Genomic DNA, 24748 nt, shown 5'->3' with positions numbered 1-24748 from the left:
GCGACGCACGCTCATCCCCGTGGCGGCCCCAGCGCGAAGCCCATGCGATCGAAATCGATGGTGTATGAACCGAACGCCCCCAGCACGTCCTGACCGATATTGCCAAGCCTGTCCTCGTCCTGTCCTTTCGGCGCGTCGGTCGCGATGGGGAGTTCCGGCAGCGTCAGCGACCGCGCGCCAATCGTGATGCCAACCTGCCGCCATATGGCGGTGTGCCGCGCGACGGCCCCGCCCCCCGCGCCCATCAGCGTGTCCGACCCCGTCGGGAATGTCGCGACAAACGGGTGCAGCATGGCGAACCGGCTGGTCAGGCCGCTGCGGCCCGCCCCGGTGTCGAGGTGCAGCGCCGTGGCAAATCCGCCCACCCGCGCCAGCACATACAGGTCATTGCCGCTGACGCGCAGGTTGTCCGCATCCAGCGCCGGCCCCGCCGCGCGCCCCGCCGCGAAGCCGCCCGCGTTATCGAACCGCACGCGACCCAGCGCGCGGAACACGGGAAAGCCGATGATCGCGCCGATCCGGTATCCCCCCGCGACCGGGAAGCTGAGCTGGCTGTCATCCATCACCAGGAACACGACATGCGCCAGCGTGACGCCCGCGATGTCCAGCCGGTCGGCAATCGCCACGCGGGTCGTGACCTGACGCGCGGTCACGCTGGCGACGCTTCCGCCGCCGTCCAGGATCCGCAGTCCCAGCCGCCCGGCGGTGGAGGCCGCGACGACCGGCAGGTTGGCCCCGGTATCCAGCACCGCGTCCTGCGCCACGCCATTGATGCGCACCGTCGCACGCACCAGACCCACCCTGTCGCGCGACGTGGCAACCGTGCCGGGCGTCCCGCCGATGACGGCCTGTCGCGGCTGCGCGCGCAGCAGCCGCGCGATGGTCAGGGTCTGCGCCATGCTGGCCTCCTCTCCCGCATGCCAGCCCGCGCGGGGCAGGCGCTGCCATGCCTCGATCGCGGTGGCGGCGGCGGCGTAATCACCCGCGGCAAAGGCAGCCTCGCCACGGGTTGCCCATGCGATTGCCTGACGCCGGGGGTCCGTGTCATGCGCGGCGAAATAGGTGCCAAGCGCACGTTCCGCCCCCGCCCGGTCCAGCCGCAACGCCGCAAGCCGCGCGCGCAGCAGCGCGGCCTGTGCCCCACGCACCCGCACCAATGCCCCGGCCAGCGGCGCCGGATCGCCCGCCGCCGCGCCGTCGATCACGGCGGCCACGTCGGTGACGGCACGAGGATGCGGCGGCCGGGCGGACGCGCACCCCGCCAGCAGCGCCACCGCCGCCAGCCCCCCAGCCAGCCGCCTGCGCGGGGCGGATCGGGTTGCACATTTCGACCGCATGCCATAATCTCCGAATCGCAATAATAACTTTTCGTAAAACAGAAATAATGTTTGCGCAATGACGGACCCAATGGCCCTTGGCCGCTTTGCCCGCCGGCTGCGGCTGGCTGTGATGGCGGCCGGTTTCGCGCTGGCGCTGACGACGCTGGCTGGCGTGCTGTTTCCGGGTGTCGCCGCCATCTCGGTGGAGGCAGGCGGCCTGCCGCGCCCGTGGGCCTGCGCCATTTCGGTCATCGAGGTCGCGCTGGCGGTCGCGGGCCTTGCCGCGCTGGCGCGGATGCTGCGCGCGGTGGGGGACGGGCATGTCTTCGCGCCTGCCACCACAGGCTGTTTCCGGCGGTTCGCGTTGCTGAACCTGCTGTGCGTGGGTGCGAATATCGCGCTGCCCCCGCTGGCGCAGCTTGGCCTCGCCCTGCGGGGGCGGGGCGGGCATATCGACCTGGGCCTCAGTGACGGGGGACTGCTGGCGTTGCTGGTCGGTGTGCTCCTGTTCCTTGTGGCCCGGCTGTTTGACGAGGCCGCGCGCCTCGACGAAGACAGCCGCTCGATCGTCTGAGCCGCCATGGCGATCATTGTCCGCCTTGATGTCATGCTGGCGCTGCGCAAGGTCCGTTCAAAGGACCTTGCCGCGCATGTCGGCATTACCGAAAGCAACCTCTCCCTGCTCAAGTCGGGGAAGGTGCGCGGCATCCGGTTCGAGACGCTGGATGCGATCTGCACCTACCTGCGCTGCCAGCCCGGCGACATACTGGCCTTTGAACCCGACCCACCGGAAGATGGCTGAAAAAAACAGGAGTTTTTGGTGAAGCTTTTTGCAAAAAGCTTCGAAAAGACGCCGCCTTACCCAGACAGGGGCCGGGCCGATTGCGCGGCGCCCCCATTTCGTTTACATTAAGTAACGAATGCGGGCGACGACTCCAGCGCCTGATCCGGATGCGGGGGAAAGGCATGCTGAGACAGCACAGGACATCACTTCTCCTTGCCGCGCTGAAACAGCAGTGGAAGTCATTTGTTGTTATCGCCCTGCTGGTATCCCTGACCACGCTGACAAATATTGTTGAATACGTCATGAAGGTCGACAAGAACAGCACGGCATCGGCGGTCCCGTATGCGTGCATCTTCGTCATCGCGATTGGCTGGATGTGGCATGGCCGGGCATGGAAATCAAAAACGGGCGGGCCGCCGGTGAAGTGATGGAAGTTTTCGGGTGTCGCCTTTTTTCAAAAAGGTGATGTCTTTCGAAGCTTTTTGCAAAAAGCTTCACCAAAAACCTTTATTGTTTTCCTGTCGGCGGGTCATTTCGGGACGTGGCCGCGCATGGCCCCCTCGCCAACATGGGGAATGTGGGCTAACTGTCTGGAATGACAGGTGTACGAAAAGGGAACATCGCACGGATCGCCGGGTTGGTGGCCGCCCTGTGCCTGACGGGCGCGCACGGGGCCGGCGCGCAGGCGACGGAGACGACCGTGGGCGACGCGGGCGCGCCCTATCGCATCGTCGCCCATGCGCCGGGATGTTCCACCGCCACCGCCGCGCGACATCTGGCCCATGGGGCAACGCCACCGGGATGCCACCGCATGGACGCCACGGCACAACGCTGGACGCTGCTGTCGCGGGAGGGCGATGTCATCGCCCTGCGTGGGGAAACACCACGCGCGGGGGCCGGGCGCCACGAACGCATCATGTATTTCCGCGCCCAAGACGTCGCCCCCGCCGCCCCCGGCATCGTGGAATGGGCGCGCCGACGCTGGCATGACGGCAGCACGGCGATACGCGGCCTGCTGTTTTCCGCGCCGGATACGGCGGCACGTGCCACGGGCCCCGGGCCGCGCCACGGCCTGTCGCGCTGGTTGCCACACTGGCGCGGGGTGCTGGCGGCGGCGCTGGCGATGCTGGTGGGGTGGCCGGTCGCGCGCGGGATAATCCGGTGGCGGCGCGGGCGTCGGGCGCGGGCCATATGCGCCACCCTGATCGCGCGGCATGCCGATACGCTGCGCCTGCGGCGGCGGCAGCTGCTGGCCCGCAACAGCTATGGCGTGGCAAAGCCGGAGAAATGGCATCGCGAACGTGACGAATTCGCCACCACCATCCTGCGGCCCGCCCTGCGCGCGGCGGGGCTGGGGGCGCAGTGGCCGCGACTCGGCCCCTGGGCGGCGGCACGCATCGAACAGGCCGCCGACGGCCCGGTCCCGCGCCCCGACATCGTGGGGCCGGGGATGGACCCGCTGGATTATGAACAGCACTGCGCGGCGGAGCTGCGACAGGACGGGTGGCGGGCCGACACCACCATCGGCAGCGGCGATCAGGGGGCGGACATCGTCGCCACGCGGCGCGGCCTGCGCATGGTGGTGCAGTGCAAGCTGTACAGCCGCACGGTCGGGAATGAGGCGGTCCAGCAGGTCAGCGCGGCGCGCGCCCATTACGGCGCGGCGGTGGCCGTGGTGGTGTCGAATGCGCCCTATACCCGCGCGGCGCAGCAACTGGCGCGCACCAACGGGGTCTGGCTGCTGCATCATGACGAGCTGCGCGGCCTGTCGCGGCGGCTGCGGGATGGCGGGACGCGGGCCACGTCGGCCTGATGGCCGTATCCGCCACGCCCCTGCTGCCACACATCCGCTCATCACGCATTCCGCTCACCATGCCCCCGTCGCCATGCGGCAGGCCGGGGGCACAAACGGGCACGCGGGCCGGCAACGGCGATGCGCCGCGCCAATATGTCAAAGTATGTTTCCGGCCCCCGGGATGCGCGTTATAACACGCGCCCCGGGTCCATGTGCCCCCCGCATGCCAGTTTCCCATCGGAACCGGCGGCGCGGGATGGGGCACAGGCGACGGATCGCCCGGTTTTCCGGGCGTCAGTCCTGTTTGCGCGTGGTATCCTTCGGCAGCGGCTTTTCACGCGGCGCGCGACGGATGTTGATAAGAAGGTGGGCAATCATGCGTGCTGAGTTGCTCATGGCTCATGTCTCCTATCTCCTCTATACATATAAAATGCGTGGACAGGAAAAGTTTCATGCGCATCGGGACAAAAAACTTCATCCCCGCCTTCGCGCCCCGCGCATGGCCTGCCGGGCGGCAATCCTGTAAAGCCGACGCGGCACGGGGGCATCGCGCGCCCGCCGGCCACGACGCAAGGATGCCGCAATGCCTTATCTGTACCTGGCCATCGCCATCGGGGCGGAGGTCACGGCCACGTTTTTCCTGACACTGTCGGACGGATTCACCCGCCGGCTGCCATCATGCGTGACGGTGGTGGGATACCTGACCGCGTTTTACGCCCTGTCGCAGGCGCTGCGCGCGATTCCCACCGGCGTTGCCTATGCCATCTGGTCCGGGGTGGGCACGGTCGCGATTTCCGTGGTGTCGTGGATCTGGCTGGGGCAGAAGCTGGACATGGCCGCAATCGTGGGCATGGCGCTGATCATCGCGGGCGTCGCGGTCATGAACCTGTGTTCGGGCATGTCCGGCCATGGATAGGCGATAGGCCCACGCCCCTTCATGCCACCCGCAGGATGACGCCTGCAACAAGGCGAATGGCCGGGAGGCAGGGCGCGGGCGCGGCGCCCGATCGCTCCAGGGGCGGCTCTATACAGGGCTGTTCAATACAGGATCAGGCCGATCGCGCCGCCGAAAAGGATCATGCCCCACAGCAGCATGATCACCAGCCTGTGGATCACGGCCCGCTGCGCAAGAAGCGTCATGAGGGGGTCGGTGGCCGCGCCGTTATGGCGTCCCCGGCGCCGCGAATGGCGGTCCCGCTCCTCCACCCCGACGGCGTCCATCCAGCGCGCGCGAAGGGCGAGGAGGTCCTCCCTGCGATAGAGCCTCACGTTCCGCACCTTCAGGGACGGCGCGCCGCAGCCCAGCAGGCCGAGCATGCGCATCATCCGGGGTTCGATCCCAAGGACCCCGCAGGCTTCGCCGCGATCGAGCAGCATCCTTTCGGAAGCCCGCAGCACGACGAGTTTCGAGGTCTCCTGTTCCTCAGGCTTCATGACGCGTCCTTCCCTGTCGATTTTCGCCCCGGGGTAAACGGGGGGTGAATGAGATGGATGTCCGTTTGCGATGGCATCGTGGCGGCCTGACCGGCGCGCCCCCATCTCCGGGTATCGGGCGGTTGTCGGCAATATGGCCAAAGGGGTAGGATCGCCCGTCAGGGGGCGCTGGTGGCCCCGGATGCTGGAAAAAGGGGCAGTAGCGGCCGATGGCTATTTCCGACATGATCGCCGGCAGCACGGTGGCCGCCGTGATCAGCAATCCGCGACTGCCGGACAATCCGATCATCGACTGCAACGCGGCGTTCGAGGCCCTGACCGGCTATACCCGGGAGGAGGTCATCGGCCGCAACTGCCGTTTCCTGACCGGACAGGGCACGGAACCGCGACTGGTGGACGCCCTGCGCGCGGGCATCCGCGAACAGCGCCCGGTCATGGTCGAGATCCTTAATTACAGAAAGGACGGCCATCCTTTCCGCAATGCCGTGATGGTCGCGCCGATCTTCGATGGCGAGGGGAAGCTCCAGTATTTCCTCGGCTCCCAGATGCGGATCCCCGACGGGCCGGGCGAAAGCCGCGCGGTGGCGGCGCGGGACAGGGTCGAACGGCTGTCGCCCCGCCAGCGCGCGGTGCTGCTGGCGATGGCGAAGGGGCAGCTCAACAAACAGATCGCCCATGCGCTGGGGCTGTCGGAGCGTACGGTCAAAATGCATCGCGCCGCCATGTTTCGCGCCCTGGGGGTGCAGACGACCGCCGATGCCGTGCGCCTTGCGATCGAGGCGGGATTCTGACGGACGCCCCCCTTATCCCACCCATCGCTGCAGGATCGGCCGCACCCGCAGAAACCCGCGATAGGCCGCCTCAAGCCTCCACAGGACCGGTGGCAGCCGGGCCAGTTCGCCAAGCGGCCGCAGCACCGGAATGGCGCGCCACATGGCCGCGAAAGCGGCGGCGCCATCGTAAATCACGCTGCCTTTTCGGGCATGAAAACGATCGAGCAGTAGTTGCCGGTCAAGGGGGCAGGGCTGCGTCGGGTCGGTAAGATCGACGAAGTGAATACGTTTCGCACGGTCCAGTCGGCGCATCAGCGCGATCTCGCGCAGGCAGAGCGGGCAGCCACCATCGTACCATACGATCAAGGTATCATCGGGCAAGGTATCGTCGGACAAGGTATCGTCGGGTCGGTCATTCATGACCGGATCCTGTGATACCTCATGCCCCGTGACGACCTGACACTTGGGGCAGACCCCATTGACCCGCGGGCGAAAATCGCCCAATTCGCTTTTTCGATATGGAACTGTTATAATCAACTTCATATACGATATGTTTGATAGTATGGGTCCAGTCATGATGTTCCTGAATATTTCAATCGCCCATACCTGAGGATTTTTCGGCAGATTATTATGAAAAAATCGACATTATTACTTAATATTTCTGCGTTATTTTCGCCTTTGTTTCTTTCTGTGTCAGGCATCTGCACGCCTTCCGCGGCAGAAACCGTCTCGGGAAGCGAGAGTTTTTCGCTCGCGCCCGGGGGGGCACTGCTGGATAACGATGGCAAGGCACTGTCGATCAAGAACCCGGTCGATGTATCCATCAATATCGGGACCGGTGCGGTACTCAGTTCATCCGATGACGGGATTCACGGCGGTGACGCGACCGGCGGCACGGTGTCCATTACCAACAGCGGCACAATCGAGAGCACGGCAGGTGGCCAAGCGATCGACCTGAACGATTTCGTTGGTCCCGACAATACAAGCACCATCACCAACAACGCGGGTGGCCTGATCAAGGCGGACGATGCTGATGGCATCCGCCCGGGTGCCAACGCCACGGTGGTCAACGCGGGCACGATTTATGCCGATGGCGCGACAGGCGACAGTCATGATGGCATCGATTTTCAGGAAGCCCCCACCGGCACTGTCATTAACGAATCCGGGGGTCTGATTTCCGGCAAGCGCCACGGCATTACGACCGACGGGTATGTCGATGTCTATAATGCCGCAGGGGCCACGATCATCGGGCGCAACGGTTCGGGCGTCGGGTCCGATGGCACGGGCAAGGTGGTGAATTATGGCACCATCATTGGCGGTTATGACGGATCAGGTACGGGCGACGGGGATGGCGTGGATATCGACGGCTATGCCACCGTCACCAATTACGGCACCATCGAGGCGCAGGGCGCTGCCGGTTTTGGCAAGGACGGCGGCGCCAACGTGTCCGAGGGACTGGCCCTGACCGGTGGGGGCGTGGTCATAAACGAGAAAAATGCCCTCATTACCTCTGCCCAGGTGGGGGCCACCCTATGCTGTACCGCCACGCCATTCCTTGCCTATAATTACGGGACGATCAATGGCACCGATGTTGGCATATCCGTCGGTAGCTCCGCCAACGCCGGGGCCAACATCACTCTTTACAACTACGGAATGATCACAAGTGCCGATCGTGCTTTCGTGGCGAATACATACCCCGGCCTGACGATCCCCACGAACATTACAATTTACAATTCCGGAACAATATCCGGCAAGAATTATGGATTGTTCCTGGCACCCGATACAAACAGCAATGTTTACATGTATGCCGGCTCGACCATAACTGGCGCCATCAGCAACAATGGCAGCCTTACGCTACATAATGACACAGATTACACGATGAGCAATGACCTCATCGGTAATGGCATCCTTACGAAAGCCGGGTCTGGCCTTCTGGACTATACCGGAGATGGCTCGGCCTATGACGGGCAGGCCTATGTTTCATCCGGAACACTGGCGGTGGATGGCAACCTGGCAGCCACCCCGGTGACGGTGGAATCAGGGGCGATGCTCATGGGCGGCGGTTCTGTCGGCAGCGTCGTCGTCGATCAGGGCGCAAGCCTGGAGGGCGGGCGCGACGGGACAGGCACGCTGTCGGTAAACGGCAACCTGCAGCAGCAGGCGGGATCAACCCTGCTGGCCAATGGCGGCCTGGTATCCGTTACGGGCCATGCGACCATTGCGCAGGGCGCGCAACTGTCGATGACGCAGAACGCCGTGAACGACCTGCGGACCTCGGCGCAATACCAGGTACTCAGCGCGGCGCAGGGCGTCAGCGGAACCTATACGCTGCTGGGTGACACACAGCTTTCGGCCTTTGAATCCGTGACGGATGCGTATGACGCCAATGATGTCTACCTGCGCACCGAACAGACGCGCGCCTTTACCGATGTGGCGGTGACGCGCAACCAGATCGCCACCGCAGGGGCGCTCGACGCGCTGGACGGCGCGGGGATGGGCCACACGGTCGGCCTTGTCAACAGCGATGCGCAGGCGCGTCAGGCGTTCAACGCGACATCGGGGGAAATCCATGCCTCCGCCCGGACCGAACTGGTCCAGGACAGTTTTTACCTGCGCAACGCCGCGATCGACCGCCTGCGCGGGGCGGCGTGCGACCCGGGGGCCGGACCGCAATCCACCGCCACCCTGCGGGGCCGCCGCACCGATGGCACATGCCAGCAGCAGCGTGCCGCGATGTGGGGCGAGGCCTATGGCGGATGGGGCCATAATTCGGGCGACGGCAATGCCGCGGGCATGCACCACAGCGTCGGCGGCTTCATCCTTGGCGCGGACGCCCCGGTGTTCGGCACATGGCGTGTCGGCGGGCTGGTCAGCTATGGCCACTCCGCCTTTGATGTTGGTGCGCGCGACTCATCGGGGCACAGCAATACCGTGTCGGTGGGTGGTTATGCGGGCACGCACTGGGGGCGGCTGGCGCTGCGGATCGGGGCGACATATTCGTGGGACATGCTGGGCATGAACCGGCAGGTGGCGTTCTCGGGATATTCCGGGCGTGAAAGCAGCGCCTACATGGGGGGCACGGCGCAGGGCTTTGGCGACCTTGGCTACCGCCTTGACGCCGGGCCGGTGGCGCTGGAACCGTTCGCCAACGTCGCCTATGTCAACCTGCATACCGACGGGTTCCACGAACATGGCGGCAGCGCGGCGCTGGCGGGACGCGCGATTGATACTGGCACCACCTATTCCACCTTTGGCGTAAGGATGGCGTCGCATGTGCGTGCCGGTGCGATCACGCTGGTACCTAACGCCAGTTTCGCCTACCGCCATGCGTTCGGGGAACTTACCCCCACCACGCGGGAATATTTTGCCCGGGGCGGCGGGGCGACATTTGACATCGCGGGCGTGCCCCTGTCGGAAAATGCGGCGGTGCTGGATGCGGGGCTGAAAGCTGTAATGAGCAACCGGATCGATGTCGGCGTGTCCTATATCGGACAGTATGGCGAACGTTCCATCGATAGCGGCATCCGTGGGAAGTTCCGGCTGAAATTCTAGCCATCAGGCTGCAAGACGCCACCTGCGCACAGGTTCATCGCTGGCCCCGTAGCGACGCGCAGGCGTAGCCGGTCCTGACGTGCGGGCAATTCCGGCCCGCACGACGGGCGTGGTTCGGGCTTGCGGATGGATCTTCAGAAAGCTTCGCAAGACGCCGCCTTTTTCAAAAAGGAGGCACCCGAAAACTGTTGTTGTTTTTATCAGCGGGTTATTTTCAAACAGCCTCCTGACGAACTCCCCTGCTCAACGACATCCGCCGTGGCGTATCATAAGAGACAGCCCGGCCCCCCATGCCCGAAGTGACATGTTTCCCCGGCCGTGCCCGTACGGGATGATGCGGGCGCGAAAACATGAGGGAGGCGACGTGGTGACTGTTCTGGTGATGGGCGCGTCACGGGGGATCGGGCTTGAGGTCGTCAGGGCGGCGCTTGGCCAGGGGTATGGGGTCAGGGCCTTTGCCCGCCATGCCTCCGCCATCGCACTGACGCATGACCGGCTTGAGAAATGCCCCGGCGATGCCCTGGTGCCGGCGGACGTGGAGCGGGCGCTTGTCGGGGTCGATGCGGTGGTGCAGGTGCTGGGGATACCCAATCGCGACCTGTTCGGGCCGGTCGACCTGTTTTCCCGGGCCACGGCGGTCCTGTTGCCCCTGATGGCCCGCCACGGCGTCCGCCGGCTGGTGGCGGTCACCGGCTTTGGCGCGGGCGACAGTGCCGCCGCCGTGGGACCGTTCCAGCGCCTGCCCTTTCGCATGCTGTTCGGCCGCGCCTATGACGACAAGACCCGGCAGGAAGAGCGTATCATCGCCAGCGGCCTGGACTGGACCATCTGGCGGCCGGGCGTACTGATCAATGGCAGGGCCAGCGGCAGGGCCAGGATCCTGACCGCGCCGTCACAGTGGCGGAACGGCATCGTTTCACGGGCTGATGTCGCGGCGAATATGGTATCGCACCTTGAAGACGCCGCGATGCTTCACCAGAAGCCGGTCATCATACGGTTCTGACGGGGTATGGGCGGACCACTGAAATCATAAAGGTTTTTGGTGAAGCTTTTTGCAAAAAGCTTCAGAAAGACGCCACCTTCCCAGATGAACGCCGCCCCCGGGAACCTGTGCCATTTATTACCGGCAGGCGCAGGTTCATTCATGTTTTTTGCGTGCCGTATTTCAAATAGACAGATGCGGCGCAATCATTTCCATCATGCACTTCATAAACGACCCTGATGAAGTTTTTCATAACAGGGCTATAGATGAATTCATTTCGGGCAGAGGCAATATTTCCCCGCATGAAAACATCCGCGATCGTTTTCCGGGACAGGCATTTTCCGCTTTCATCGCCCCTGATGGAAATGAAAACCTCGCTAACATAAGGAGGATTATGGATTTTCAGTTCAATTCCACTTAAAACATATCCATCTTTAGTAATGATTTCCCTGCGCACATGGGCCATACCGCTGCCATCATCCTGATTTTGGTAAAGCATGAAGGTCCTGTCGGGTGTATGGAATGACAGAGGTTCGTCGAACAGCCCTGAAAAACCCTCCACCCTTCGTGGCAGGGAAGATCCGATCTCCTCAATAAATCGGACAGCATCCATTCCGCTGTCCTGAACATCGGAATTCCCGGGCGCGGCTTCAGCGAAGCCCATAAAGGCCGGTTCGACCAAAATCAGGAAAAACAGCATAAAGGGCTTCATTACGTCACCTGAGAGAGCGTCTTGAAATAAACGCCTGATAAAAGATAACATAAATTTCCAGATATCACATTTTAACCAGAAAAGTGACGCCTTTATAATCTTTTTTGGAAATATTCACCAGAAAGTTTCATGACCAGAACGACAGGGAATGCGCGGCAGGGAGGACCCATGGACTTTTCGCGAAAGCCGGGGGCCGCGAACAGGATGCTGGCGCGGACCGTTCCGATTGGCAGGGACAATCACGTCCGGGACGCGGCGGCCATCAACGCGTGGCCTGCCATGACGTTTCGGGGAAAAGGCCCGCATGCGGGACATCCGCGCGTCCGTCCGCCGGTGCGGGCCTGTTGTCTCCGGCCCCTTCACGCAAGGCGGGGGGGCAGGTTTTCCCCTTTCGGACCAATGGGGCCTGCCCCTGATCCACGCGCCCTTGGTGCCATGAACTCTTGGGCCATACGCCCATGGGCCACGCGATGCAGCCCGGACCGGCACGGCCCGGACAGGGGGCCATGCGCGGGTGTCCCGGCCCACGGACGCATGCGGCCGGGACCGGGGGTAAAGTCGGGATGAAGGCCCGCCGCGTCCCCTGCGGGAAAGGTGCGGCGGGCAAGGCACAGGCCGTCGCGCGGGATCAGCGGTGTCCGCCGCCGCCGTGGCCGCCACCGCCACCACCATGGCCGCCGCCACCCCCACCGTGGCCACCGCCGCCGCCACCGCCATGGCCACCACCGCCAAATCCGCCACCACCGTGGCCGCCGCCCGGTCCGCCGCCGGGTCCGCCCGGACCGCCGTGATGGTCGCCCCCGCCAAAGCCACCGGGCCCACCCGGACCGCCGCGATGGTCGCGGCCATCGCGGCCACCGCGCCTGTCGCGTCCGCCGCCGCCATAGACGTAATAGGGGTAACCGCCATAATAATCGCCGCTGTAATAGCTGCCGCCATAGGCGCCATAGCCGCTGTAATTATCGTAACCGCCGTAATAACCGTCCCCGTATCCATAAGGACCACCCGGTCCGGCACAGGCGCACAGCGTGCCAGCAACTGCCAGAACCGGCACAAGTTTAATGGGATTCATATCAATATCTTTCTGCTGTCCGTCCCGTATCACTGTAATCATCCGACAGAATGGGGATCGGAACAAGGCATGGACGTGACCATCGCATGGCATTGCACGGCGCGAAGGTCCGCCCCGTCCCGACGCGCGCCACCACCGCACGTCGCATGCAACGGCCGCATCCCGCGCGGGTTCTGTTCGCTCCCGCCGGCGCGGTCCCGCCGCGCCGGTTGCATCCGCGCGCCCCGGCCGGCCATCCCCGCCATGTCGCATCGCCCGGATCGCATTTCCCCGGATCGCATTTCCCCGGGACAGGCCGCGACATGGCGGGGGGCTGGGATGCGTGGGGCGTATCGGGCGCGGCGTGGGAACGCGGGGCGCGTTTGCGATATTGCCTGCCCCGCGCGGCGGTTTCACGAACATCGCGCCGCGCGCCCGTCCCATCACGCTTCGCGGCGGCACGCGCGCGGGTGCTTCCCAGGGCGGCGGGCGTGTGCCACCCTTTCGCCCGACGGGACGGCGGGCCGCTGTCCCGAACCGTACAGGAAAAGGTTGCTGCAATGAAGCTCTTCTACACGCCGGGGGCATGTTCGCTTGCCTCGCACATCATCCTGAACGAAACGGGCCTGCCCCACCATCTGGAGCGGGTGGACCTGAAGACCAAGAAAACCGCGAACGGCCACGATTACCTGAAAATCAACCCGCGCGGCGCCGTTCCCGCGCTGGAGATTTCGCCGGGCCAGGTCCTGACGCAGAACGTGGCGGTCCTGACCTATATCGGGCGGAAATCCGACGTCGCGGCCTTTCGCCCCGCGCCGGATTCCGTGGAATTCTTCCGCCTGCTGGAGGCTCTGGGCTTTTGCGAGGACGTGCATGGCGCGATCGGCCCGCTGTTCGCGCCTGACGTGCCCGACGTGGTGCGCGAACGCCAGCTTGGCCTTGTCACGCGCCGCATGACGCAGGTGGAGGCGATGCTGAACGCGCGCGACCACATGCTGCCGGTGGGCTTTACGCAGGCGGACGCGCTGATGGCCGTGATCCTGAGCTGGACAACGCCGCTGAAGGTGGACATTTCCGCCTATCCCCGCGCCTGCGCCCTGCGTGAGCGGGTCTTTGCCCGCCCGGCGGCGCAGAAGGCGCTGAAGGAGGAAGGGCTGGCCTGACCCCCACGCCAGAACTGACAAAAGTGCCCGGATGCCGCCTTTTCTTCGGAAAAGGCGGCATTCTTTCATGACCCCCCACCACCAGGGCACCGCCTGAAACCATGAAAGTTTTTGGTGACGCTTTTTTCAAAAAGCTTTGAAAAACGCCACATTCCTGAAACAAAGCCAACGCCTGTCATTGCCTGCCAGCAGGTCGTTTTCAGACAGTCTTAAAAACTTTACCCGATCATGACACGATGCCACCGACAGTCTTGTTGAAACCGGCCGGCAGGGGAGAGCGGGAAGATCGGACAGGGGAAATACAGGCCGAAACATCCATGGCTTTTCGCGGTGGCGGCGGTGCCGGTGCTGGCGTGCGTCGCGCGATATGCGGCCGTCCCCGCCCGTCCGGACGGCGCGGCGGCGCGGGACGGCGGGCAACACGATGGCTGGGCGCAGGATGCCTATGTCTGGCAGCGCCAGTGGACGCCCGCCGTCACCCGCGCCATCGGCGACAGTGCCGCGGGGGTGCGTGCGTGGCATGTCCTTGCGGCGGAACTGGACCGGACGGGACAGTGGCGCGACAGCCGGGTCGCGGACGGGCCGCTGCCGTCGCCGCAACGGCCGGTGGTCGCGGTGTTCCGCATGGACGGGCGGCTTGCGGACGTGGACGCGGACGTGCTGGCGCGCCATGTCGCGACGCGGGTGGAGGCATGGACGCGACAGGGATGGCAGGTGGCGGGCGTGGAAATCGACCATGACTGCGCCACGTCGCGCCTTGCGGATTATGGCCGGTTCCTCGACCGGCTGCGCCAGGCGATGGGGGGACGCCACGCGCTATGGATCACCGCGCTGCCGACATGGATGGACGCCCCGGAGCTGCCGGACGTGCTGTCCCGCGCGGACGAGGTCGTGCTGCAGGTCCATGCGGTACAGGACCCGCGCCTTGGCCTGTTCAATGCCGCGCGCGCGATGCGGTGGATGGCGCAGTTCGCCCGCCTGTCCCCCCGGCCGTGGCATGTCGCGCTGCCTGCCTATGGATCGCGCGTGATCTGGGGGGCGGATGGCGGGATCGGCGCGGTCGAGAGCGAGACGCCGGCCATGATGGGCGACACGCCCGGCCATGACGAACTGGTGGCCGACCCCGCCGATGTCGCCCGTTTCATGACGGCGACGCAGGACACGCCGCCGCGCGGGTTCGCGGGATGGGTCTGGTTCCGCCTGCCGACCGGCGATGACCGTCGCGCGTGGAGCCCCGGCACATGGCGCGCCGTCATGGCGCATCGCCCGCTGACATACGCGATGCAGACGCGGGTGCTGCGGGACGCGCCGGGGCTGTATGACATCGTGGTGGAAAACACCGGCGACATCGACGCCGCCCCGCCGGGGACGATCCGCGTGGACGGGGCGTGCCGGGGCGCGGGGGGACGCGGCGGCTACGGGCTGGAATATGATGCCCGTGGCCCGTGGCTGCACCGGCGGGAACGGATGCTGCTGGCGCCGGGCGTCCCGCTTCTGGCGGGATGGGCGCGCTGCGACGGGCAGGGGCCGGATGTCCATGCGGGCCCCTGAGCGGTGTTCCCCTGATCGCCGTCCCCCCGGCCGGCATCCCCCCGGTCGATATCCCTCGGCGGACATTCCTCTGGCGCATATCCCTCTGGCGTACATCCCTGTGGCCGATATCCCTGTGGCGGACATGTTCCCCGGCCTTCCTTCTTCCCCCTCCTGCTGAAAGGCGATCCGTTGGCAAGGATACCTCATGCCGCCGTGGCAAAAGCCATTCCGTTCATCGCCCTGCCGGTGCTGGCCGCAGCAGGGATGGCGGTGGTCCATGCCTGTGGCCCGGCATTTCCGACGCAGCTGCTCGACGACCGGGCGCATACGCTCAGAACCCTGCCGGCCGGGTCGTTCGGTTACGAGGCATCGCGCCTGCTGCCCCCGGACAATCCCCGCCGCGACACGGACCCTTCCCCGGCGGACGCCGCCGCCATCACGCCGGACCCTGCGCCGGGCGACGCGTCCCCGCAGGATGACGGGCTGGGGAACACGCCCGCCGGCCGGCTTTATGCCCGGGGGGCTGCGGCCTATCGCGCCGCCCGTGCCGCGACCTCCGCCCCGGCGGCCCCCAGTGCGGCGGCCCCCGGTACGGCGGCCCCGGGCACGGCGGACTCCGGCACGGGCGAAGATGCCGCGGGCGACGCCGGGGCGCAGGCATTTGCCGCCGTGCTGGCCCTGCCCCCGGCGCAGGCGGCCCCCCGCGCGGTAAAGGCGGCCTTCATGCTGGGGAAAATCCATGCGCAGCGGGGGCTTTCCCTGCCGCCCGATGGCTGGCCGCGCGAACGTGACGCGGCCATTGCGATGTTCACGCGCGTCCGCGCCCTTGCCGCGCAGGGCGACCCCGACCCGGACGGGCTGGCCCTTGCGTCGTGGGGGGAGCAGGCGCGGCTGTTCACCCGCCCCCTTGCATGGCGGGACTTTGACAGGGACGACCTCCCCACCGCCGCGATCGCGCCCGCCGACCTGCTGCAGGCCATCCACCTGTACGCGCGGCAGGCGGCCGAGGCGTCCGTGACGGAGGCAGGCTCCACCGGGGTCGATTCCCTGCGCCTGATCGCGCGGTGGGCGCTGCGCGATCCCGGCCGCGTCGCGATGCTGGTTGACGACCCGCTGGCCCGGCGGCTGATGGTCGCCTATGCGCTGGCGCTGGGGGACGAAGACGGTGGCGGTGGCAACGGCGGGGATAACGGCGCGGAGGATGGCGCGGGTAATGGCGGGGCGGCCACGGCGCGGCCCGCCCCGCCGGTGCGGATGCTGGCCGATGCCATCCGCGCGCGCGGGCTGGTCCATGTGCCCGACGCCGACCGGCTGTCGGCGCTGGCCTATACCGCCGGGGATTACGACACCGCCCTGACGCTGGCGCGGCAGGGGGAGACGCCGCTTTCGGACTGGGTGCGGGCGAAACTTGCCATCCGCGACGGCGACATGGCGGGGGCTGCGGGTTTCTATGCCGCCGCGACCCGTGGCTTTCCCACGCTGGCCGCAACGCCGGGGGCCACGCTGGAACCGGGGAACGTGGATACCCTGAAGGGGGAACAGGGCGTCGTGGCCCTGTCGCGCGGGGAGTATGTGCAGGCGTTCGCGTTCCTGTACGACGCGGCGCGCGATGCCGGTCCCTATGGCGACAGCGGGGTAAGCAACGACGCGGCCTATGTCGCGGAACGGGTCCTGACGATTGCGGAGCTGAAGGATTACGTGGACGCCCACATCCCCGCCCCCGTCCCGCCCGACGGCCACGACAGCCATGACGGCAGCGGGGATGACATGCCGGACCATCCCCGCACGATGCCCGACGCCATACGCGCGCTGCTGGCGCGGCGGATGGTGCGCGTGGGCGACATCGATGGCGCGATCGCCTATTTCCCGGCGGACGACGACCCGCGTTACGCCACCGCGATCACTGATGGCAACGGGCGGTGGACGGGGAAGTACGAACCCTCCATCCGGTCATGGGCGCGGGCCTATGGGGCGGCCCTGCGCCGGGTCGGGACGGCATGGACCGACACCGGCCGCGCCGCCGCATGGTTTGACGCGGCGAACATCGCGCGCGCCCACGGCATGGAAATCATGGGCACCGAACAGGACCCCGATTACGCCGCCACGGATGGGGCTTACGACTGGGGCGTCGGGCGGTACCTCTATCGTTTCAGGAATGATGGCACGGACCTTACCCCCCTGCCGCAGACGGCGGGGCAACGCGCCGCGCAGGCACTGTCGGGGCCGTTCATACAGGACGGCGAACGCAGGCGGTACCTGCACAGCGAGGTCGTCCCCTACCAACGGTTCCATTACCGCAACATCGCCGTCACGCAGGCACAGCGCGCCGCCGACCTGCTGCCGCCGCGTTCGCAGGCGTTCGCCGCCGTCCTGTGCACGGCGGCGGGATGGGAAAGCGGGGATGAGGCCGACCTTTACGCGCGGTATGTCCGGCAGGGGGCCTATGTCCCCTTTGCCCGGCATTTCGGGAAGGACTGCCCCGCCCCCGATTTCCGCGCCGCCGCGTATTTCCCCTATCGCCAGTCATGGCGCAGGGCCCGCCACGACATCCGCCATGGCTGGCTGCCCTTCGCGGGCGGGGCGGGCGCCGTGGCCCTTGGCGCGGCCTTCGCGTGGTGGAAGTGGAGGCGATAGGGGATGGGTTCGGAATATCCGGACCTTGCGCCATGCGGATACAGCGGGAGCATGCTGGAGAATCCCACGGTCGCAGGCAACGGGATCTGCCCGCGACCGCGTGGGCGGGTTTATTTTCTGGCAGCCTCAAGCAGGACTTCAGCCGCCAGCTTGCCGAGACTGTTCGACGCCAGCGGGCTATCGCCCGTCAGCAGGTGACGATCACGATGCACCTGGCCGGTGATCCCCGTGTTGACGATTTTTACGTTGTATTTTCGAAGGTTTTCACCGACCAGCCACGCCAGCGGACCCGGGATGTAGCCGATTTCGATATTGGCCCCGGTATCCAGACTGTCTGGAAATACGCACATCTCATAACCTTCGTATGCGAACCTGCCACCATCGACCGCTGTCGCCAGCAGGCTGGCGGGTCCATGACAGAGCGAGATCGTGAAGCGCCCGTTGGTCTGTGCCCAACGCAGGATATCACCGACCTGTCTGCTGAATGGCACACCATTGAGAACACCATGACCACCCGGAATGAACACGCCGAGATACGGCGTTTCGGCGGTGAAGCCTTCGCCTATCACGTCGGCAAGCGTCTTCGGCGCCTTGAGCTGCTTTTCGTATTTCTTGTAGATCGACCTGACGGCCTCATCTTCATGCGGGAAGGCCCACCACTCGAACTTCACCGGATCGCCGGAGATGGTCGCGATATCGATCTCAAACCCCGCCGCGTCCAGATGATACATGGGCAGAAGCATTTCGACCGGATGATTGCCCGTCGAGAAGAACTCGCCGTCTTTCATCATCAGATACCGCTCCTGCGTGCCGATCATCAGGATCTTCCACTTTCCGCCCGTATAGGGCTCAGGATAGGTGGTGCCGTCAAAATCGGTCCTTGAAGACGTATATTGGGTCAGGGAATATTCCGACGGGAAGAAGGCGTTATCCTCGGCCCGGTCGGGCACCGGCTTACGGCTCGGCTGTTCATCATTCATGGGTATCCTCCTGTTGTCAGCCAGTCGCGGGCGACCGGCTTACGGCCAGACCTTGCGGCGTCTCCTCGATCAGAAAGTGCGGCAGGGCATGCAGGGAACCATACGTTGCTTCGCGGAAGAGATGAATGAGGGAAATCCCTCATGATCGCCCTGATCGCCTGCGGGTCCGGGGTCATGAAACGCAGGATTGCACGTCATTGATGCCTTGCGGGGGCGGACACGGTCGGAACCGGGGCCGCTTCATGGTCCGCCATCTGTTGATGCGACAGCGCCCCCGGCAGGGCAAGACAGGCCAGAAGTCCCGCCAGCAGCAGAAGCAGCAGGCCGGACCACCAGCCATACAGGAACGCCCCGCCAATGCCGCCCAGCGTGAAGGAAAGGACGATTGCGGCATGAAGGCCCAGCCGCTCGCATGTGCCCGCCCGCCGGGCCGGACTGACCGGATGAAAGAACCCATCCAGCCAGTCCGCCAGTTCCAGCCCGACATCGGTCAGCATTCCCGTCATGTGGGTGGTGCGGACGCGCGCGCCGGAAATGCGCGTGACCGTGGCATTCTGCAGCCCCATGAGAAAGCTCAGCCCATAGGCCAGCGTCGGGCCGCGTGGCTGGACCGGGAACAGCAGGTCCATCGCCCCCAGAAGCCCGAGCAGGCAGCCCTCCAGCAGGATACTGCGGGCATAGATCGACGGCAGGCGGCGACGTCGCCCCGCATTGACCAGCAGCGCCGAAAGCACGGCGCCAGCGACAAAGGCCACAACCAGCCCACAGCAGGACAGGACCATTCCCATGCGGCCTTCATGCAGGCCACCTGCCAGGGCCGAGACATTTCCGGTCATGTTGGCCGAATAATACCCGACGGCAAGAAACCCGGCGGCGTTCACCGCACCGGCAACGGCCGCCAGAGAGCAGCCAAGGCGCCTGTCGATGATGGCGTTGCGCTCTTCCGCTTCATGAACAAGCACCCGCCCCTCCCGCTTTTGCCAGCCACGACCGAAAACATCGTGCATATCCGCCCTGGCCAGCACAATGCCCCGTCTTACAAATCCACTTTACAGAAAGCCGCACCCGCGTATCCGCACGCGGCAGGACCGCCAATAAAAAACGGGGCCGGACCCACTGGATCCGACCCCGTTCGCGTCATGCCGGAAAAGGCAATCAGGCGACGGTGCGGCCGTCTTCCTTTGCCAGTTCCTTGATGCGGCGCAGGAACGACACCGCGTAATCCTCGCCTTCCATCTTGGAGGAGAAGCCGCCGATCGTCGTCGTCACGCCGCCCACGCTGACCGCGAGGGAGAACTTGCCCTGGGCGTCGGGGCCCTGTGTCTCGGCTTTTTTGGTCATGTCCGTTATCCTTGCAACTTAAGGTGCCGTGTCATTCACGGCGTCGGTCATAGTATGGGGATGATCCCACCGCGCTGCCATAGGCGCGTGCTGCATGACTGTGCGGTGGGATGGGCATGCGCATGTTTGACCGAAATCATGGCGCGGGGGGCCGGTCGCCCCGTAACCCGCCCCGCCATGGCATGCGGCGCGCCTATTTCCACACCCACTTGCCCACCACGCGGCCGTTGATGACCAGGTCCTCGGCATTGACCTCGTCCATGGGATAGGTCTGGTTGACGCTGATGATGCGGATGCGCGGCGGGTTGGAATGCGGCACCAGCATCAATTGTTTCAGCACGACGCCCAGCCCGTTCCACAGCACGTACACCCCGTCGGGCGAGGGCACGCGGTGCGCGGTATCCACCAGCACCCGGTCGCCCGCCATGAAATCGGGCTCCATCGAATTGCCCGACACCCGGATGATCGCAAGCGATGACGGGTCGGAGACATAGTTTTCGACAAACGCGCGCGGCATGTGCCACGCCGCCACGCTGGCGTGGCCTTCGCCCGACCCGCTGGCGGTTTCCTCCACGATCGCGCCGCTGCCGGCATGGGGGGTGATGTCGTATTCGTTGATGGTGATGGTCCCGTCGGCATTGCGGCGCGGGGCCTGCGCGCGGGCGGCGCGCGCGATGCCGTCATTCAGGTCCGACCCGCCGGGAATGACCCCCGACAGGGCCCAGACCTCGCTTGCGGTAATCGGCGGGTCGCCACGTTCACACAGCAGCGGGACAAGCCGGCGCACCAGGTCGACCGGCAGGTATTCCTTCTTCAGCTTCTGTTCGTAAAACGAATAGCTGGAGAATTTGTGCCCCATCCCCAGATCCTGCGCCAGCGCGCGGATGCTGTATCCCGCGCGTTCGCGCAACGCCTTGAGCCGCGCGGACACCGGCTGCTGTTCAGGGAAAGGCGGGGGGGATGAGGATACGGCCATGGGCAATGTCTTGTCGGCAGGGGCGGGAAATGTCCAGATCCTTGGTGGGGGACCTTCGCGCGCATCCTTTCACCCGGCGGCATCCTTCGCAAGGGTCGTGGCCACCCGCGCCACCCCGGACGGGCGGTGGGCGGGCATGGCATGACGGGGCGGCGGGGGTGAACTTTCTTGGTGGCGGGGGGCGTGATAGGATGGGCCGGCGCGCCCCTGTCCCTGCGCCCCTGCCCCTGCGCCCCTGCCCCTGCATGCGGTCCCCCCTGAACCCCCAGCCCCCTTTTTTTCCACCCCACAGTCCCAGACCCCGTTCCAAGGATTGGATGCGCCCGATGATGACGCGCCTGCCCGGCCTGTTCCGGATTTCCCACCTGTTCGACCTGTTCGAGGAAGGCGTCATGCTGGTGCTGACGCTGCTGATCATCATCATCGCGGGCACGTCGCTGGTCCATGTCGTGATCGCGGTGGGGGAAATGCTGCTGGGCACCGGGCTGACCCCCACCAGCCCCGAAGTGATCCAGAGCATCTTCGGCATGTTCTTTACCGTGCTGATCGCACTGGAATTCAGGCATTCGATCCTTGTCCTGCCCGATGCGCAGCCACACAGCATGATCCGCATGCGCTCCGTCCTGCTGATCGGCATGCTGGCGACAGTGCGCAAGTTCATCGTCCTTGACCTCAAGGAGGTGAACGTCATGGAAATGCTGGCGCTGTCGGCCTCCATCCTGTCGCTGGGCATCGTCTACTGGCTCGTGCGCCCGCAGCCCGCCCCCGTGGCCGAGGACGCCCCCCACGACCCCGCGACGCATGAATGACGGGACCTGACGGGCGGGTGGCATGCCGCATGCCGCCTGCCGCCTGCCGCCGGGACATCAGGGCCGGAGACACCGCCGCTGAAACCCCGACCCGGGCCGCGCGCCCCTGCCGCGGGCCGCCATGGGCGGGCCACGGCCATGCGATCACGCCTTCTTGACGCGGCGGCGGGGGGCGGCTTTCCTTGGGGCAGCGGATCAACCACAGATGAGAGGGACAGGATGGCTTTCAAGGACGGGGATGTCGTCGTGGTGCGCAAGGATGCGGTGTCCGACCCCCATTGGGAGGGCGCGCGCGGCACGGTCGTGGAAATCATCGATAACGGGCAGATGCGCGTCCGCAGTGACCAGACCGGCGATGACAGATGGTTTACCCCCGATCAGCTTGCCGCGGGCTGAAAGCCGCCTTCCCCGCCCCGCACGGGCCGAGCACTGCGCCGCGCGGGTGCGCGCCATGTTGCGCATGCGGGTCGGTTTGGACGTGGGCCGCGCCGTGGTGATAGGGTGGTCAAGGTTGCCCGGTTTCCGGGCCGACCGTCGGAGGCGTAAGGCAGGAATACAATGAATCGCGGCAAGATCGTAAAATGGGGCACCATCCTTTCGCTTCTGCTGATGGTCGGCAGCATCGGCGTGCTGGTGCGCGGCATGACGGCCGAAGGCATCGGCCCGATGGCATGGATGGTGGCCGAGGGACTGGCCGGGCTTGGCCTGCTGGGCCTGGGGATCATCAACATCACCGGCGGCCGCGACAAGCAGTAACGCCCCACCCGCCATCGCGTGCGTTTCAGGGGTGGGCCGGGGATGCCCCAAGGCGTGGTCCGCCACGCACCCCGCTGTCCATATCCTGCAAGATATCGTCGCCATGTCCCGCCATCGCGCCACGCGGGTGCGCAGCGTGCGTTGCAGGGGTGGCCTGAAAATACCCTGCCGATAAAATAATAAAAGTTTCCGGGTGTTGCCTTTTATCTAAAAAGGCGATGTTCTTTCGAAGCTTTTTGCAAAAAGCTTCACCAAAAAACCTTTATGGTTTCAGGATATCCTTGAGGCCGTCTTTCCAGATACGGAGCGGTCATGGCGACAGGCGCGCGCCCTAGGCCGCCATGCCGGCCGGGTCGTCCGACAGGATGGCCCAGCGTTCATGGTCGCGCCATGCGCCGTCAATGAACAGGTAGCGCGGCGAAAACCCCTCGCACCGGAAACCCACGCGCCGCACCAGCGCGATGGAGGGCAGGTTGGCGGGCTGGATGTTGGCCTCCAGCCGGTGCAGGCCCAGCAGGTCAAAGGCATGGCGCACCGTCATGCGCAGCGCCTGCGTCATCAGGCCCCGCCCCGCCTGCGGCTGCATGGCGTAATATCCCAGATAGGCGCTGCAGAACGTGCCATGGGTAATCTGGCTGAGTGTCAGGACACCGATCACCGCCCCGCTTAGGCCATCACCCGGACCATCGGCCGCCTGCGCGTCGGCGCGGCGGGCCACCAGCGCGACATTCGCCCCGGTCACCACCTGCTGGAACCATGCGTCGAACCCGTCGCGGTCGGTAAACGGGGCGACCCACGGGGCATGGAAATCCCGGCTGGCGCGGTTGCCCGCGATCAGGTCGTCCGCATCCATGCGCGTGACGGGGGACAGCATGACCCCCACCTCCAGCGCATCGGGGCGGACGGGTTCAGCCATGGCCGCCACATCCCTTCCCCGCGTCCGTGTCCGGACCGGGGGCGTCGCCCGACGGGGCGGCATCGCGCCGTGGCATCGCGCCCAGGTGGGACTGCCCCCGCGCCGCCGCCAGACGGGTCTGGCGTTCGCGTTCGGCATACCGCGCGCGGCGGGTCGCGTCGCGCCGGTCATGGCAGGCGGGACAGCTGACGCCCGGCACGTAATGGGGGGATGCCTGGTCCGCCACGCTGACGGGCATGCGGCAGGCATGGCACAGTTCATGCGTGCCGCGTTCAAGGTCGTGGGTGACCGTCACGCGCTGGTCAAAGACGAAGCACTCGCCCTCCCACAGGCTCTGCGCCCGTGGCACGGTCTCGAGGTATTTCAGGATGCCGCCGCGCAGGTGGAACACGTTGTCGATCCCTTCGGCCCGGACAAAGGCGGTCGCCTTTTCACACCGGATCCCGCCGGTGCAGAACATCGCGATTTTCGGGGCGCGCCCCTGCGACAGCAGTTCCGCGCGGCGGGCGCGGAACCAGTCGGGGAATTCGCGGAACGTCCGGGTGCGCGGGTTGATCGCCCCGGCAAAGGTGCCGACCGCGACCTCGTAATCATTGCGGGTGTCGATCACGATGGTATCGGGGTCCGAAATCAGGTCGTTCCACTGCGCCGCCTCCACATAATGGCCCGCATCGTGGCGGGGGTCGATGCCGGGCACGCCCATCGTCACGATCTCGCGCTTGAGCCGTACCTTCATGCGATGGAACGGCAGGCTGGCGGCGCGGGTTTCCTTGACATCCAGGTCGGCGCAGCCCGGCAGGGCGCGGATATGCGACAGGACATGGCCGATGCCCGCATCACTGCCCGCGATGGTGCCGTTGATCCCCTCAGCCGCCAGCAGCAGCGTCCCGCGCACGCCATGGGCGACGCATTCGCGTTCCAGCACGCCGCGCAGGGCCACGGGATCGGCCATGGGGGTGAACTGGTACAGCGCCGCGATCCGCACCGGCAGGTCCGCGTCCAGCGCGGTGTCATGGAGGGCGGCGTCATGGGGCGCAAGGCTGTGGGGCAGGGCTGGCGCAGGGTCGCGCGCGGTGTCGGTCACGGGGCAAAACCATCCGAACGGTCTGTGGGGCACGGTCCCCCGCCATATCAGGGCGGGGCGCGATCGCCAAGCGGCGACATGCGCGCAGGCGCCCGCGAAACATGGCGCGTGATGTAAAAAGAGTTTTTGGTGAAGCTTTTTGCAAAAAGCTTCA

Annotated in this window: 26 protein-coding genes and 1 pseudogene; 15 read left to right on the top strand and 12 right to left on the bottom strand. The window is 65.8% G+C overall.

Going from position 1 to position 24748, the window contains the following annotated elements:
* Positions 1 to 11 precede the first annotated feature (11 nt).
* A complete protein-coding gene (locus CFR71_RS08710) occupies positions 12 to 1337 on the bottom strand; it encodes a retropepsin-like aspartic protease family protein (protein ID WP_165832066.1) in 1326 nt (441 codons plus the stop codon).
* 58 nt (positions 1338 to 1395) lie between these two features.
* On the opposite strand from CFR71_RS08710, the gene CFR71_RS08705 reads away from it, so the two are divergent.
* The 5 genes from CFR71_RS08705 (at position 1396) to CFR71_RS08685 (ending at position 4814) form a co-directional block, all read left to right on the top strand.
* Positions 1396 to 1893 (top strand): DUF2975 domain-containing protein, encoded by a 498-nt coding sequence (locus tag CFR71_RS08705; protein ID WP_110530274.1) that lies wholly within the window; start codon positions 1396 to 1398, stop codon positions 1891 to 1893.
* A gap of 6 nt (positions 1894 to 1899) precedes the next feature.
* Positions 1900 to 2121 carry a helix-turn-helix domain-containing protein gene (locus CFR71_RS08700; protein ID WP_110530152.1) on the top strand — a complete coding sequence of 74 codons (222 nt, stop codon included), beginning with the start codon at positions 1900 to 1902 and terminating at the stop codon, positions 2119 to 2121.
* Between the two features lie 80 nt (positions 2122 to 2201).
* Complete coding sequence (locus CFR71_RS16505; RefSeq protein WP_165832065.1) at positions 2202 to 2531, top strand: hypothetical protein; 330 nt, start codon at positions 2202 to 2204, stop codon at positions 2529 to 2531.
* Between the two features lie 212 nt (positions 2532 to 2743).
* Positions 2744 to 3916: a restriction endonuclease gene (locus tag CFR71_RS08695; protein WP_133251116.1), complete on the top strand. Its 1173-nt coding sequence runs from the start codon at positions 2744 to 2746 to the stop codon at positions 3914 to 3916.
* Positions 3917 to 4481: 565 nt separating this feature from the next.
* A complete protein-coding gene (locus CFR71_RS08685) occupies positions 4482 to 4814 on the top strand; it encodes a DMT family transporter (protein ID WP_110530143.1) in 333 nt (110 codons plus the stop codon).
* A gap of 122 nt (positions 4815 to 4936) precedes the next feature.
* Here the strand turns inward: CFR71_RS08685 and CFR71_RS08680 are convergent, their stop codons facing one another.
* Positions 4937 to 5332, bottom strand: a complete 396-nt coding sequence (locus CFR71_RS08680) for a hypothetical protein (protein WP_110530140.1) — start codon at positions 5330 to 5332, stop codon at positions 4937 to 4939.
* Between the two features lie 209 nt (positions 5333 to 5541).
* Between CFR71_RS08680 and CFR71_RS08675 the strand changes: the two genes are divergently transcribed.
* On the top strand, positions 5542 to 6123 hold the full coding sequence (locus CFR71_RS08675; protein ID WP_207781347.1) for a PAS domain-containing protein: 582 nt from the start codon (positions 5542 to 5544) through the stop codon (positions 6121 to 6123).
* A gap of 12 nt (positions 6124 to 6135) precedes the next feature.
* On the opposite strand, the gene CFR71_RS08670 is transcribed toward CFR71_RS08675, so the two are convergent.
* Positions 6136 to 6525: a thiol-disulfide oxidoreductase DCC family protein gene (locus tag CFR71_RS08670; RefSeq protein ID WP_110530137.1), complete on the bottom strand. Its 390-nt coding sequence runs from the start codon at positions 6523 to 6525 to the stop codon at positions 6136 to 6138.
* Positions 6526 to 6795: 270 nt separating this feature from the next.
* Here CFR71_RS08670 and CFR71_RS16870 point away from each other — a divergent pair, with 270 nt between their 5' ends.
* Positions 6796 to 9657: an autotransporter outer membrane beta-barrel domain-containing protein gene (locus tag CFR71_RS16870; protein WP_239020321.1), complete on the top strand. Its 2862-nt coding sequence runs from the start codon at positions 6796 to 6798 to the stop codon at positions 9655 to 9657.
* A 15-nt stretch (positions 9658 to 9672) separates the two neighbouring features.
* On the opposite strand, the pseudogene CFR71_RS16865 reads toward CFR71_RS16870, so the two are convergent.
* Positions 9673 to 9795, bottom strand: a pseudogene (locus CFR71_RS16865) (IS481 family transposase); the annotation flags it as partial.
* A gap of 226 nt (positions 9796 to 10021) precedes the next feature.
* Between CFR71_RS16865 and CFR71_RS08655 the strand changes: the two are divergent.
* Positions 10022 to 10660: an NAD(P)-dependent oxidoreductase gene (locus tag CFR71_RS08655; RefSeq protein WP_110530134.1), complete on the top strand. Its 639-nt coding sequence runs from the start codon at positions 10022 to 10024 to the stop codon at positions 10658 to 10660.
* A gap of 139 nt (positions 10661 to 10799) precedes the next feature.
* Here the strand turns inward: CFR71_RS08655 and CFR71_RS08650 are convergent, their stop codons facing one another.
* Both CFR71_RS08650 and CFR71_RS16500 read right to left on the bottom strand, forming a co-directional pair.
* Positions 10800 to 11339 (bottom strand): hypothetical protein, encoded by a 540-nt coding sequence (locus CFR71_RS08650; RefSeq protein WP_110530132.1) that lies wholly within the window; start codon positions 11337 to 11339, stop codon positions 10800 to 10802.
* 640 nt (positions 11340 to 11979) lie between these two features.
* Positions 11980 to 12423: a hypothetical protein gene (locus tag CFR71_RS16500; RefSeq protein ID WP_165832064.1), complete on the bottom strand. Its 444-nt coding sequence runs from the start codon at positions 12421 to 12423 to the stop codon at positions 11980 to 11982.
* Positions 12424 to 12962: 539 nt separating this feature from the next.
* Here CFR71_RS16500 and CFR71_RS08640 point away from each other — a divergent pair.
* From CFR71_RS08640 to CFR71_RS08630, 3 genes are all read left to right on the top strand, one after another.
* Complete coding sequence (locus CFR71_RS08640) at positions 12963 to 13565, top strand: glutathione S-transferase N-terminal domain-containing protein (RefSeq protein WP_110530269.1); 603 nt, start codon at positions 12963 to 12965, stop codon at positions 13563 to 13565.
* A 330-nt stretch (positions 13566 to 13895) separates the two neighbouring features.
* Positions 13896 to 15116 (top strand): DUF3142 domain-containing protein, encoded by a 1221-nt coding sequence (locus tag CFR71_RS08635; RefSeq protein WP_110530126.1) that lies wholly within the window; start codon positions 13896 to 13898, stop codon positions 15114 to 15116.
* Positions 15117 to 15311: 195 nt separating this feature from the next.
* Positions 15312 to 17732 (top strand): hypothetical protein, encoded by a 2421-nt coding sequence (locus CFR71_RS08630; protein ID WP_110530123.1) that lies wholly within the window; start codon positions 15312 to 15314, stop codon positions 17730 to 17732.
* Positions 17733 to 17842: 110 nt separating this feature from the next.
* Here the strand turns inward: CFR71_RS08630 and hchA are convergent, their stop codons facing one another.
* From hchA to CFR71_RS08610, 4 genes are all read right to left on the bottom strand, one after another.
* Positions 17843 to 18712 carry a glyoxalase III HchA gene (gene hchA, locus CFR71_RS08625; protein WP_110530120.1) on the bottom strand — a complete coding sequence of 290 codons (870 nt, stop codon included), beginning with the start codon at positions 18710 to 18712 and terminating at the stop codon, positions 17843 to 17845.
* Between the two features lie 194 nt (positions 18713 to 18906).
* The gene (locus tag CFR71_RS08620; RefSeq protein ID WP_110530267.1) at positions 18907 to 19674 is read right to left on the bottom strand and encodes a YoaK family protein; all 768 of its coding nucleotides are present in this window, start codon (positions 19672 to 19674) and stop codon (positions 18907 to 18909) included.
* Between the two features lie 193 nt (positions 19675 to 19867).
* On the bottom strand, positions 19868 to 20053 hold the full coding sequence (locus CFR71_RS08615; protein WP_110530117.1) for a hypothetical protein: 186 nt from the start codon (positions 20051 to 20053) through the stop codon (positions 19868 to 19870).
* 193 nt (positions 20054 to 20246) lie between these two features.
* Entirely contained in the window at positions 20247 to 21029 is a 783-nt protein-coding gene (locus CFR71_RS08610) for a S24 family peptidase (RefSeq protein WP_110530114.1), read from the bottom strand.
* Here CFR71_RS08610 and CFR71_RS16495 point away from each other — a divergent pair.
* From CFR71_RS16495 to CFR71_RS08600, 4 genes are all read left to right on the top strand, one after another.
* Positions 21028 to 21174: a hypothetical protein gene (locus tag CFR71_RS16495; RefSeq protein WP_165832063.1), complete on the top strand. Its 147-nt coding sequence runs from the start codon at positions 21028 to 21030 to the stop codon at positions 21172 to 21174. The genes CFR71_RS08610 and CFR71_RS16495 overlap by 2 nt on opposite strands.
* Before the next feature lie 181 nt (positions 21175 to 21355).
* Positions 21356 to 21838, top strand: coding sequence for a phosphate-starvation-inducible PsiE family protein (locus CFR71_RS08605; RefSeq protein ID WP_110530265.1), 483 nt, complete (start codon positions 21356 to 21358; stop codon positions 21836 to 21838).
* A 219-nt stretch (positions 21839 to 22057) separates the two neighbouring features.
* On the top strand, positions 22058 to 22234 hold the full coding sequence (locus CFR71_RS16490; protein WP_165832062.1) for a hypothetical protein: 177 nt from the start codon (positions 22058 to 22060) through the stop codon (positions 22232 to 22234).
* Between the two features lie 162 nt (positions 22235 to 22396).
* The gene (locus CFR71_RS08600; RefSeq protein WP_110530111.1) at positions 22397 to 22594 is read left to right on the top strand and encodes a hypothetical protein; all 198 of its coding nucleotides are present in this window, start codon (positions 22397 to 22399) and stop codon (positions 22592 to 22594) included.
* 331 nt (positions 22595 to 22925) lie between these two features.
* Here the strand turns inward: CFR71_RS08600 and CFR71_RS08595 are convergent, their stop codons facing one another.
* Positions 22926 to 23510, bottom strand: a complete 585-nt coding sequence (locus tag CFR71_RS08595) for a GNAT family N-acetyltransferase (protein ID WP_110530263.1) — start codon at positions 23508 to 23510, stop codon at positions 22926 to 22928.
* Positions 23503 to 24513, bottom strand: coding sequence for an oxygen-dependent tRNA uridine(34) hydroxylase TrhO (trhO, locus tag CFR71_RS08590; RefSeq protein ID WP_456306463.1), 1011 nt, complete (start codon positions 24511 to 24513; stop codon positions 23503 to 23505). The genes CFR71_RS08595 and trhO overlap by 8 nt, the downstream gene beginning before the upstream one ends.
* Positions 24514 to 24748 lie beyond the last annotated feature (235 nt).

This window comes from Novacetimonas pomaceti, from assembly GCF_003207955.1.
Classification (GTDB): domain Bacteria; phylum Pseudomonadota; class Alphaproteobacteria; order Acetobacterales; family Acetobacteraceae; genus Novacetimonas; species Novacetimonas pomaceti.
Note: the sequence above shows the minus strand (reverse complement) of the source record. Positions and strands in the feature narration are given on the sequence as shown.

Bases quoted from the DNA above. Each gene is read 5' to 3' on its own strand.
- hchA (WP_110530120.1), bottom strand. From the start codon at position 18,712: ATGAATGATGAACAGCCGAGCCGTAAGCCGGTGCCCGACCGGGCCGAG.
- CFR71_RS08605 (WP_110530265.1), top strand. From the start codon at position 21,356: ATGATGACGCGCCTGCCCGGCCTGTTCCGGATTTCCCACCTGTTCGAC.
- CFR71_RS08615 (WP_110530117.1), bottom strand. From the start codon at position 20,053: ATGACCAAAAAAGCCGAGACACAGGGCCCCGACGCCCAGGGCAAGTTC.
- CFR71_RS08595 (WP_110530263.1), bottom strand. From the start codon at position 23,510: ATGGCTGAACCCGTCCGCCCCGATGCGCTGGAGGTGGGGGTCATGCTG.
- CFR71_RS16490 (WP_165832062.1), top strand. From the start codon at position 22,058: ATGGCTTTCAAGGACGGGGATGTCGTCGTGGTGCGCAAGGATGCGGTG.
- CFR71_RS08675 (WP_207781347.1), top strand. From the start codon at position 5,542: ATGGCTATTTCCGACATGATCGCCGGCAGCACGGTGGCCGCCGTGATC.
- CFR71_RS08650 (WP_110530132.1), bottom strand. From the start codon at position 11,339: ATGCTGTTTTTCCTGATTTTGGTCGAACCGGCCTTTATGGGCTTCGCT.
- CFR71_RS16500 (WP_165832064.1), bottom strand. From the start codon at position 12,423: ATGAATCCCATTAAACTTGTGCCGGTTCTGGCAGTTGCTGGCACGCTG.
- CFR71_RS08685 (WP_110530143.1), top strand. From the start codon at position 4,482: ATGCCTTATCTGTACCTGGCCATCGCCATCGGGGCGGAGGTCACGGCC.
- CFR71_RS08680 (WP_110530140.1), bottom strand. From the start codon at position 5,332: ATGAAGCCTGAGGAACAGGAGACCTCGAAACTCGTCGTGCTGCGGGCT.
- CFR71_RS08710 (WP_165832066.1), bottom strand. From the start codon at position 1,337: ATGCGGTCGAAATGTGCAACCCGATCCGCCCCGCGCAGGCGGCTGGCT.
- CFR71_RS08670 (WP_110530137.1), bottom strand. From the start codon at position 6,525: ATGAATGACCGACCCGACGATACCTTGTCCGACGATACCTTGCCCGAT.
- CFR71_RS08640 (WP_110530269.1), top strand. From the start codon at position 12,963: ATGAAGCTCTTCTACACGCCGGGGGCATGTTCGCTTGCCTCGCACATC.
- CFR71_RS08610 (WP_110530114.1), bottom strand. From the start codon at position 21,029: ATGGCCGTATCCTCATCCCCCCCGCCTTTCCCTGAACAGCAGCCGGTG.
- CFR71_RS08600 (WP_110530111.1), top strand. From the start codon at position 22,397: ATGAATCGCGGCAAGATCGTAAAATGGGGCACCATCCTTTCGCTTCTG.
- CFR71_RS16495 (WP_165832063.1), top strand. From the start codon at position 21,028: ATGGGCAATGTCTTGTCGGCAGGGGCGGGAAATGTCCAGATCCTTGGT.
- CFR71_RS08700 (WP_110530152.1), top strand. From the start codon at position 1,900: ATGGCGATCATTGTCCGCCTTGATGTCATGCTGGCGCTGCGCAAGGTC.
- CFR71_RS08705 (WP_110530274.1), top strand. From the start codon at position 1,396: ATGACGGACCCAATGGCCCTTGGCCGCTTTGCCCGCCGGCTGCGGCTG.